Genomic DNA, 10,637 nt, shown 5'->3' with positions numbered 1-10,637 from the left:
CCGGGTGAAAGCTGTCGTCGCGCGGGTGCTGACCGCAATCTTTGCCATGCCCGGCTTTGCCGGGGCTGCCCAATGCGCCTGGCCGGCCTGGGAGAATTATCGTCAGGCCATGCTCAGCCCGGACGGACGGGTCATCGACCGCTCCTCGGAGGCGTTGATCTCCACGTCTGAAGGACAGAGCTACGGGCTGTTTTTTGCCCTGGTGGGCAACGACCCTGAAAGCTTCGCCAAGATACTGCGCTGGACCCAGGACAACCTGGCGGGCGGGAACTTTGACCGGCAACTTCCGGCATGGTTGTGGGGGCGCGACAAAGAAGGGCGCTGGCAGGTCCTCGATGGCAACAACGCCACCGATGCCGACTTGTTCATCGCCTATAGCCTGCTCGAAGCCGGGCGCCTGTGGCATCGACCGGCTTACCAGGTCTTGGGCCGCAACCTGCTCTGGCGCAGCGCCGCGCAAAGCTTGCGCAAGCTGCCAGGCCTGGGCGTGATGTTGTTGCCCGGCGATGTCGGGTTCGACAGCGCCGGGCAATGGCGCCTGAATGCCAGCTATCTGCCGCCGCAATTGCTGGCGCGCTTCGGCCAGGAGGCATCGGTCTGGCAGGAGTTGGCCAGCAACGCCCGGCGCCTGTTGATCGAAAGCTCGCCCAAGGGCCTGGCGTCCGACTGGCAACGCTGGGAAGCCGGGCAGGGGTGGGGCGTCGACAGCCAGAAGGGCAGTGTCGGCAGCTATGACGCCATCCGCGTCTACCTCTGGACGGGCATGCTGGCCAAGGACGCACCGGGTCGCTTCGCACTGATCGAACATTTCAGGCCCATGGTCAATCTGACCGCGCGCCGGGGCTATGTGCCGGAAGTCGTCGACAGCGCCACCGGCCTCGACAAGGGCACTGGCCCGGTCGGCTTCAGCGCCGCATTGCTGCCCATGCTGGCCGCCAGTCCGGACAGTGCGGCTGCCCTTGCGGCCCAGCGCCAACGCTTGCAACAACAGCCAGCGTTGGCAGATGACTACTACAACCAGTCGTTGGCGCTGTTCGGCCAAGGCTGGGACCAACAACGTTATCGCTTCGATAAGGATGGACGCCTCGTGCCAGATTGGACGGCTGCATGCGCAAAGTAAACGGTTTTGGGCTGTTGTTGAGCAGCATTTACGGCGTCGCCCTGGCTCAGCCTTTCAGTCCGCCCGACCAGCAGCAATGGCTGTTGGAGCAGATCCGCGTGGGAGAGGCGCTGCATCGCGAAGACCTGGTGCGTGACTCGCTGGCACGCCTGGAACTGATCGCTCCGGACGATCCACAGGTGAAAGTCATCGAGGTCCGCCAGGCGCTGCTGCAACAGAATCGCTCGCAAGCCGAGCGCCTGGTTGCCCAACTGCGCCAGCAGGTGCCTGGCACGGCGCTGCTGCGTCAAGCCGAGAGCTTGCTGAAAATGCACAGTGCCGAGGGCCAGAAGGCTTTGCAAGAAGCGCATTTGCTGGTCACCGCCGGCCGTTCTGAAGACGCCGCCCAGGCCTATCGGCAATTGTTCGGCGATGACATGCCGGACTTTGCCATCACCCTGGAATACCTGAGCGTGCGCAGCGGCATCAAGGGGCAGCGCCCGCGCGTGATCGAGCAACTGCGCGAGTTGGATCAGCAGTACCCCGGCAATGCCTCGTTGCGCCAGACCCTGGCTGGCCTGCTGTTTGCCGAGAAACGCGACGCTGAGGCGCTGGACGTCTTGCATCAATTGGCCCGCGATCCTGGCACCAGCAACAACGCCGCTGAACGCGAATACAATTATTTGCTTAAACAGCCGATAGGGCCCGAAACCGCGCAGGCTTGGCGGACGTTCCTAGCGTWCTACCCCTACACCAGCTTTCGCGCCGACGCGACCCGGCAGTTGCAAGAACAGGAGCAATACCTGGCTGATCCGGCCTGGCAAGCGGGTGTCAAAGGCAAGGCATTGATCGAGGCCGGCGACAACGTCGGTGCCGAAGCTCAGTTGCGCCGGGCGCTCAAGCGTTATCCGCAAGACTCCAACCTGCTTGGTTCCCTGGGGATTTCGCTGATGCGCCAGAACCGGCACGAAGCGGCATACAACGCGTTTGTCCGTGCCTCGGCCATCGAGCAGGACACCGACTGGATGACCAAGTGGCAGGACCTCAAGACCATTAACTACCAGTGGATGTTGTTGCAAAAGGCCGATGAAGCGCTGGAGCGCAAGGACTACCCCGTCGCGAAAAAATTCTATCAGCAGGCGCGCAAAACCCAGCCGAAGGATCCTGCGCCGCTGATCGGCCTGTCCTATGTTGCCCGGGGCGAATCCGATGACATCACCGCCGAAGCCTTGTTGGTGCAAGCGCGCAAGCTTGATCCGAACAACGCGAGTGTGGTGCGTGCCATGGTCCGCCTGTTCCAATCGCAATCACCGGAGAAGGCCGAGCGCTACCTCGACAGCCTGGCGCCCAAGGAACGCGAGGGGTTCCAGAGCGTGCGCCGGGGCCTGACGCTGGAGCGCCTCAATACCCAGGCCGATGGCGCCGCTCGACGCGGCGATTGGCCCCTGGTGGCGACGATCTTGAACGAGGCCCGAGTACTGGACCCGGACAATCCCTGGCTGGTGTACCGCCTGGCCAATGCCCAGCGGGAACTGGGCATTGAGGCCGAGGCCCATCAAAACTTCAACCTGCTGCTGCAACGCCTGGGCCAGGACACCGAGGCGCGCTATGCCCACGGCCTGTTCCTGGCCAATGGTGGGCGTGACGGCGAAGCCATGGACAGCCTGCGACAGATCCCCCGCGCCGTCTGGAACGACAACATGAACGCGCTGTGGGCCAGCCTGCAGCGTCGCCAACTGCTCACCAAGGCTCGGACACTGCATGATGAAGGACGTGAGGCCGAGGCAGAATTGCTGCTGATGGAAGCGCCGACCCCTGACGACTACCTGACCCTGGCTGACTGGGCCCGGCAGCGTGGCGATCTGGTACGGGCCGAGAGTCGCTACCGCAAGCTGCTGGCCAGCGAGCCGAAAAATGCCGAAGCGCAACTGGGCCTGGGCGAAGTGCTGATCGAACGCGGTCGTCCGAACGCGGCCAAGGCCAGCCTGATGGCAGTGACCATGCCAGTACCGGCCCAGGCATCGTTCCAGCGCCGCCTGGCCAATGCCTGGGCGAGGCTGGGTGACAAGGCACGTGCCAACGCGCTGTTCGAGGAGTTGCTCAAGACCCCGCAAAGTGATCCGCTGGTGCATCGGGACGCGGCGCGCCTGTTGTCTTGGCAGGCACCGCAGCTCGCGCTGGATCATTACGCGCGCAGCATGGGCGCAGCCGGGATGATCGAACCGCAACAGGTCGAACCGCGTGACAACCGCGCCATGACCCGGGCGAGTCGTGCCAGGGACAGCGATGACTGGCTGCAGCGCAGCATCCGCAGCGACGTCGACGAGCTGTACCAGCAGCAGAACCCGACGGTGAACCTCTACCACGACATTGCCTGGCGCACCGACAACAGCGCATCGGGCATCTCGGACCTGACCACCCAGACCACCGTCCTGCGCATCGACGCACCCGTGGCGCAGGGGCAGGGTTTCGTCCAGGCCGAAGAGATCAACCTGGATGTCAGCCGTTTCTCCAGTACCGACCAGTTCGGCTTGTGCGCGGTGGTGCAGGGGGGATGTGCCGGCGGTTCACAAAGCGTGCGCGGCACGCTGCTGGGCGTGGGCTGGCATGATGACCGTTGGGCTTTTGACCTTGGTCATACGCCGCAGGAGTTCACGGTGTCGAACTGGGTGGGCGGGGGAACCTACAGCGGTGACTGGAATGACGTGGGTTATCGCCTGACGGCATCGCGGCGACCGTTGACCAATTCGCTGGTGTCCTACGCCGGTGCGGTCGATCCGGTCACCGGTACCCACTGGGGCGGTGTCACGGCCAACGGTTTCACCCTCGGCCTGAGCCATGACACAGGCGGCAATGACGGTGTATGGGCGAGCCTGAGCAACCATTGGCTGCTGGGTGAGAACACTGAAAGCAACCAGCGGCGCATGGCCATGGGCGGCTACTATTATCGCCTGGTGGAACGCGCCGACGAGCGCCTGCGCACCGGTCTGACGCTGATGTACATGGGGTACGACAAGGACCTCAGCGAATCGACCCTGGGCCAGGGCGGTTACTACAGTCCGCAGCAATACTATTCGGTCAGCGTGCCGGTGAACTATGCCTGGCGCAACGCTGACTGGTCGGTCCTGCTCGAAAGCGCGGTGGGCTGGTCGTTCGCAAAAATCGACGGCACGGACCTTTACCCCAAAGACAATGGTGAGGCCGACCTGCAAGATATTCTGGCGCAGTCGAACCGGACCATGGTGGACAGCCCATCCTTGACCAAGAGTGGGAGTAGCAGCAACGGCGTCAACTTCCGCATCCAGGGCCTGTTAGAACGGCGTCTTTCCGAGAACCTGGTGCTGGGGACCGGCATCACCTGGCAACACAGCGAAGGCTACGCCCCAAGCCGCGCCTTGCTGTACTTGCGCTACACCTTCGACCCCTGGCTAGGCAACCTGCCGCTGCCGGTGGAGCCAATCTTGCCGTATGCGGATAGGCGCTAGAGCGGCAAGAAAAACGCAAGAGTGACTGGAAACGCGCATTTTTAACTATTTTCAATCATTTTGATTTTTCAACTCTCTCTATAGTCGTTGCTTTCGTTAAATCAAAATGGAGAAGTAGTATGTCCGTCAATCTGGTCATCAGCTTCAATGTGAAAGAAGAAAAGCTGCAATCCTTCAAGAACATCATGAGCGACGTGAAGATCAATCTGCCGAAGGTGGACGGTTGCCAAACGGTCAAGATTCTCAACCACGTGGAAGATCCACTCGCGTTCACGCTGGTGGAGGCTTGGGACTCGCGTGAAATGCACGGTGCCCACGTCGAGCAGATGATCTCGAGCGGTCAGTGGAGCGTCATCGTCGAGCATCTGAGCAGTGAGCCGGTCAGCGGTTACTTCAGCGAAATGTGATGCTGTAACGTCCAAATGGGGCGGCTAATTTATTGAGAAGCCATAGCAATGACACTCGAAGTAGTACCGGCAGCGCTTTACTCAATGCGCAATGTAAAGCCTATTCTTGCTGACGGTAGCTCGTCCATCCTCCATAAAACGCTTGAAACGAACCTGGAAAACAAGGCGATCTATATCGCCACGCCGTTGATCGTCTACATCAAGCAGGGCAAGCAGATTATTCGCGACTATGACGCCATGTCCCATGTTGTCGACGAGAATCATTTGATTTTCCTCTCCAAGGGCGTTTACACGGTATCGGACTACGTCACTGGCAGTGATATCTTCGAGGCGGTGTTGCTATTTCTCGACGACAAGCTGATCGCCAAATACCTGTCTCGTGCGGCCGGTACAGGCCAGTCGCACACGGACGGCCTGCAGAAAAACGTGCACGGCACTTATACCCTGCACGCCAACGAACAGATTCAGCGCTATATCGATTCGCTGGACTATGTCTACAAGGGCGCGGAGGGCTCCGACGCGCTGCTGGAGTTGAAACTGCTCGAACTGCTGCACCTGATCGCCATTCAGGACAAGTCCTTGCGTTTCCTGCGCAAGCTGTCCTGCGGCGGCAACCGTAAGCGTCGTCTCATCACCGACTTTATGGAGCAGTACTATTCGCACAAGTTGAAGATCGAAGACTATGCCCTGCTGACGGGGCGCAGCGTTTCGACCTTTATCCGCGACTTCAGGCGCAGCTACAACACCACCCCGAACCGCTGGATCATCGAAAAAAAAGTCGACATCGCGCATCAGCTGTTGACGGCTAAAAATTATTCCGTCACCGACGCGGCTGCGGAGGTGGGATATGAAAATACCTCCCACTTCATCAAGGTCTACAAGCAACGGTACGGTGTCACGCCGAAGAAAGCCAAGACCTTCGCAGCAGAACTGTAGCGCGACAAGGCCCAAGCCCCCGCTGCCGCGACAGGGTGTTGTTTGGCCTGTCACAACAGTCGGTTCCTGACCGAAAGCCCTCATCCATAATGCACGCGGCTGACTGCGTCAGAGTGTTTGGATGCGCTATTGGGGCAAGCCATTGCTCACGTTGAAGTCGAACGTATTCCCAGGGAGCGGATACCCAGTGCTGCGACCGCTGTATGACGTTTTGTCAGTCAATCTGTATCTAACGTTCCCCCTTTGACCACCCTACTATCGCAGCCTTGGTCTTGGCGGTTCCCTATGCGTATGACGCGCTGCGACTCGGCTGCGCGCGCTATCTGCTCTACCTTGCCTGGCAAGCGGTCAAGTCCAACACGCCGACCACGGCAGTATGCTGGCGCAATCCATCGTGCTTGGTTTTACACAGATCGTCATTAGCGTGAGCGTCAACGCGCTGATTGCCGTCATGGCTGGCGCCATCGTAGCAGGCCCGTGTGGCAGATCGTGCAACGCTGGCTGATGGGGACGGGGACGGTCCTCGCGAGCTGGCCGTGCGCATGGCCGTAGAAGGGCGGCGCTGAACCGGGCTGTTTGCGGTTGGTGCGGCGCGGTAAACCTGCGTCACCCGGATTTGAGAGCGGCCCCTGTGCATCGCGCCAGGCGCACTAGAGAAAGATCCGAGCGGGTTATCGAAAGCCCCTGACCAACCACCCTGAACGATAAGGACATGAAATGTTGCGCATACTGGGTAAGGCATCGTCGATCAATGTACGAAAGGTGCTTTGGGCATGCGCCGAGATCGAAATCCCCTTTGAGCGAGAGGATTGGGGGTCAGGCTTCAAGTCGACGCACACGCCCAAATTCATTTCGCTGAACCCCAACGCAACGGTGCCGGTGATCCTGGACGACGACTTCGTGCTCTGGGAGTCAAACTCGATCATTCGGTATTTGGCGTCTCGCTATAACGGAGGTCATTTTTACCCGGTCCAACCGAGAGCAAGAGCGCGGGTGGACCAATGGATAGACTGGCAAGCGTCGGACCTCAACAAATCGTGGACGTATGCCTTCATGTCGTTGGTCAGGCATTCGCCTGACCATCAGGACAGCAGAGCCTTGGCAGCCGCTTGCAGCCTGTGGTCAAGGCACATGGAGATCCTGAATCGACAACTCGAATCAACAGGAGCCTACGTCAGTGAAGACGGGTTTTCTCTCGCAGACATACCGATAGGCCTGTCGGTTAACCGGTGGTTTGAAACACCGCTCGATCATCCAGACTTTCCTGCTGTAAGTGCCTATTACGAACGGTTGAGTCGTCGACCTGGCTACCTCCTGCATGGAAGAAACGGGACTCCGTAATAGTTCAGCATGGTGTCAGGCGGCGCCAGGGACATTTGTTCCCATGCTCGACGGCAGAAACGGCCGAATTTTCTTTCTTTATTACTCCAGTCGGCACTATGTGCCACCAGCCTTGAAAGCGTTCATCGAATTCATCAGGGCGGGTGACTTGCGAACCTGATTCAGAACCATCGCGACCGGCAGCTTCACGCCCTGAGGAAGTCAGTCAACCTAAATCGAGGTTCTTCAGGAGCGGTGAACCGCGCTTCCCCAAGGCATTCAAATAGGTGGTTTCTTGTTAACCTGACCGCCTTCTTTCATGGACGAATACCGAGACAAGCCATGGCTAACCTCACCCCGTCACGCCTCGGGAAGATGCTTCAGGGGCTGCTCTTTGCCCTGATTGGTATCGGCTTGTTGGGCATTGCCGTCAATCTCACGCTTGAACGACGCGAATTCCTCGCCCACGCACAGACCGCCGATGGCATCGTCAGCCACTTGAATGCCGGTGGTTCGCATCCCGAGATCGCCTTCACCGCCAGCAGTGGTGAAAAGATTTCATACCCCCAGGGCGGCTTTATTTTTGGCTATCGGCAGGATCAGCCGGTGCGGGTGTATTACCTRCCCGAGCAGCCGGCCAGTAGCGCCGTGGTCGATACCCCTGCTGCACTGTGGGCCACTCCCGGCGTACTGGGTTGTATTGGTCTGCTGTTCACCCTTGCCGGCCTGTTAAGGGTTATCCGCCAGTGCGGTCGCGGCGCAGTTCATTCACATAAAGGACTTTGAACGATGAACTACAACATCCCGATCCCGCTCAATGAGAGTCGCTGGCAGTATCGGACCGCCAGCGGTGGCGGTCTGACCGTAGCCCTGGTGGCGGGCAGTAGCGGTTCGATCATCCTGCGTTCGCCCTAGGGCGAGAACGTCAGCTACCGCTACGGCGGCGTCGGGTTGGGGGGCGGATTTGGCGCGCGCCTGCCGCGTTTCGGCAAGATCAATATCCAGCTCAAGGGTAAGAGCGTAGGGGCAGCCGGTGCGGCGGAGGCTTTTCCCAGCACTGGCAAGGTGTTTGTCAGCGACGCCCTGGTCAGTCGTGACCTGACCAGTGACGACATCACCGGGCCTTGCCTGTATACCGAAGTGGGGGCGGGGTTGGTGGTCGGCGGTTCGGGCTTGATCCCACGCTGCTGGCGTTGGCGGCGGTTCTGAGCTCCAACCCGGCGACCTCGCTCATTGCCTCCTCCACGGTCAACCGGCAGTTGCTGCAGTCGGCCAAGAGGGCGGTGGTCATGGCCGGCATGAACGCCGGTGTGCAGGCCGGTGGAGGCGCCGCAATCTACATGGGCTATCTGTTCTAGTCGCGCATAGCAGGTCGATATAACGCCCAAAAAAAAGCCGCGAATCAACGCGGCTTCTTCGATGCCAACAACGCTACACGTTGAAACGGAAGTGCATCACGTCGCCGTCTTTAACGATGTAGTCCTTGCCTTCCAGACGCCATTTACCGGCTTCTTTGGTGCCGGCTTCGCCCTTGTACTGGATGAAGTCGTCGTAGGCGATGACTTCGGCGCGGATGAAGCCTTTTTCGAAGTCGGTGTGGATCACGCCGGCGGCTTGCGGTGCGGTAGCACCGACGCGGACGGTCCAGGCGCGGACTTCTTCGACACCGGCGGTGAAGTAGGTCTGCAGGTGCAGCATTTCGTAGCCGGCGCGGATTACGCGGTTCAGGCCAGGCTCTTCGAGGCCGAGGGCTTCGAGGAACATGTCTTTCTCTTCGCCGTCTTCCAGTTCGGCGATCTCGGCTTCGATCTTGTTGCAGACCGGAACCACCACGGCGCCTTCTTCTTCGGCGATGGCCTTGACCACGTCCAGCAGCGGGTTGTTTTCGAAACCGTCTTCAGCGACGTTGGCGATGTACATGACCGGCTTGGTGGTCAGCAGGTGGAAACCGCGAATCACCTGCTTCTCATCGGTGCTCATGTTTTTCATCAGGCTGCGCGCAGGCTTGCCCAGGGTGAAGTGAGCGATCAGCTGCTCCAGCAGGCCTTTCTGGACCACTGCGTCCTTGTCACCGCCCTTGGCGTTACGAGCGACTTTCTGCAGCTGCTTCTCGCAGCTGTCGAGGTCGGCGAAGATCAGTTCCAGGTCGATGATTTCGATGTCGCGTTTCGGGTCGACGCTGTTGGAGACGTGAATCACGTTCTCGTCTTCGAAGCAGCGGACCACGTGGGCAATGGCATCGGTCTCGCGGATGTTGGCGAGGAACTTGTTGCCCAGGCCTTCACCTTTCGAGGCGCCGGCCACCAGGCCTGCGATGTCGACGAATTCCATGGTGGTCGGCAGGATACGCTTGGGCTTGACGATGGCCGCCAAGGCTTCCAGGCGCGGATCCGGCATCGGCACGATACCGCTGTTGGGCTCGATGGTGCAGAAGGGGAAGTTCTCGGCCGCGATCCCGGACTTGGTCAGGGCGTTGAACAGGGTGGACTTGCCGACGTTAGGCAGGCCGACGATGCCGCAATTGAATCCCATGGTGTTTCCCCTCGGGTAAGAGTCAGGCCTTCTGGCTGTGCAGGTTTTTCATCGCGCGGTTCCATTCCCCGGCGAGGATATCCGGCAGCACGCCGAGGGCAAAGTCGATGCTGGCATCGAGTTTTTCCTGTTCGGCGCGTGGCGCACGACCCAGGACGAAGTTTGAAACCATACTGGCAACGCCCGGGTGGCCAATGCCAAGCCGCAGGCGGTGAAAGGTATTCTGATTGCCCAGTTGCGCAATGATGTCGCGCAACCCGTTATGACCGCCATGGCCGCCGCCCTGTTTGAGCTTGGCAACGCCCGGAGGCAGGTCGAGTTCGTCATGCGCCACCAGAATTTCTTCCGGCTTTATGCGAAAGAAGCCGGCAAGTGCCGCTACGGCCTGGCCGCTGCGGTTCATGTAAGTGGTGGGAATCAGTAGACGAACATCCTGACCCTGATGCGAATAGCGCCCGGTCAGGCCGAAATATTTGCGATCGGCCACAAGGTTGACACCCTGAGCCTGCGCGATGCGCTCAACAAAAAGGGCCCCTGCGTTATGCCGGGTCTGTTCGTATTCAGCGCCTGGATTTCCCAGGCCAACGATCAGTTTGATGGCAGTCACGATAGGGGCCCTTCCTTGAAGTGGTGGATAACATCGCCGCCATCAGGGAGTGCGGCGAAAGTGGACGACAAGTGCTCATTTACCATTATGTAAACTCCGCGTTCTCGCCCGCTTTCTCGCTACGCTCTAGTCCGCGATGTTTCCGGTCACTCCGGCGTACAGAGTGAAATTACTCTCCAGCGCCTTCTGCAGCTTCTGGAGCAACACGTGGAGCGTGAACGTTGGCAACAGCCAGGTCGTTACCGTGAGCC

General features: G+C 59.9%; 8 protein-coding genes and 2 pseudogenes. 8 read left to right on the top strand and 2 right to left on the bottom strand.

Features of this window, described 5'->3' with window-relative positions:
- Positions 1 to 4: 4 nt before the first annotated feature.
- The 8 genes and pseudogenes from bcsZ to AC1DLB_RS02955 all read left to right on the top strand — a co-directional run bounded on the left by bcsZ (position 5) and on the right by AC1DLB_RS02955 (position 8,605).
- On the top strand, positions 5 to 1,120 hold the full coding sequence (bcsZ, locus tag AC1DLB_RS02990; RefSeq protein WP_477744023.1) for a cellulose synthase complex periplasmic endoglucanase BcsZ: 1,116 nt from the start codon (positions 5 to 7) through the stop codon (positions 1,118 to 1,120).
- Complete coding sequence (gene bcsC / locus AC1DLB_RS02985; RefSeq protein ID WP_477784575.1) at positions 1,108 to 4,584, top strand: cellulose synthase complex outer membrane protein BcsC; 3,477 nt, start codon at positions 1,108 to 1,110, stop codon at positions 4,582 to 4,584. The genes bcsZ and bcsC overlap by 13 nt, the downstream gene beginning before the upstream one ends.
- A gap of 119 nt (positions 4,585 to 4,703) precedes the next feature.
- Positions 4,704 to 4,991 carry a putative quinol monooxygenase gene (locus AC1DLB_RS02980; RefSeq protein ID WP_204125528.1) on the top strand — a complete coding sequence of 96 codons (288 nt, stop codon included), beginning with the start codon at positions 4,704 to 4,706 and terminating at the stop codon, positions 4,989 to 4,991.
- A gap of 48 nt (positions 4,992 to 5,039) precedes the next feature.
- Positions 5,040 to 5,927 (top strand): helix-turn-helix domain-containing protein, encoded by an 888-nt coding sequence (locus AC1DLB_RS02975; protein ID WP_477744021.1) that lies wholly within the window; start codon positions 5,040 to 5,042, stop codon positions 5,925 to 5,927.
- 257 nt (positions 5,928 to 6,184) lie between these two features.
- Positions 6,185 to 6,493, top strand: a pseudogene (locus AC1DLB_RS02970) (LysE family translocator); the annotation flags it as partial.
- A 151-nt stretch (positions 6,494 to 6,644) separates the two neighbouring features.
- On the top strand, positions 6,645 to 7,268 hold the full coding sequence (locus AC1DLB_RS02965) for a glutathione S-transferase family protein (protein WP_477744020.1): 624 nt from the start codon (positions 6,645 to 6,647) through the stop codon (positions 7,266 to 7,268).
- A gap of 321 nt (positions 7,269 to 7,589) precedes the next feature.
- The gene (locus AC1DLB_RS02960; protein WP_477744019.1) at positions 7,590 to 8,033 is read left to right on the top strand and encodes a DUF3592 domain-containing protein; all 444 of its coding nucleotides are present in this window, start codon (positions 7,590 to 7,592) and stop codon (positions 8,031 to 8,033) included.
- 3 nt (positions 8,034 to 8,036) lie between these two features.
- Positions 8,037 to 8,605, top strand: a pseudogene (locus AC1DLB_RS02955) (hypothetical protein).
- A gap of 73 nt (positions 8,606 to 8,678) precedes the next feature.
- Here AC1DLB_RS02955 and ychF read toward each other — a convergent pair.
- Both ychF and pth read right to left on the bottom strand, forming a co-directional pair.
- Positions 8,679 to 9,779 carry a redox-regulated ATPase YchF gene (ychF, locus tag AC1DLB_RS02950; RefSeq protein WP_018929566.1) on the bottom strand — a complete coding sequence of 367 codons (1,101 nt, stop codon included), beginning with the start codon at positions 9,777 to 9,779 and terminating at the stop codon, positions 8,679 to 8,681.
- Between the two features lie 22 nt (positions 9,780 to 9,801).
- On the bottom strand, positions 9,802 to 10,386 hold the full coding sequence (gene pth / locus AC1DLB_RS02945; protein ID WP_008074178.1) for an aminoacyl-tRNA hydrolase: 585 nt from the start codon (positions 10,384 to 10,386) through the stop codon (positions 9,802 to 9,804).
- Between the last annotated feature and the right edge of the window lie 251 nt (positions 10,387 to 10,637).

It is taken from the genome of Pseudomonas sp. 05N434, assembly GCF_056396965.1.
This window is presented reverse-complemented; position numbering and strand designations above follow the sequence as displayed.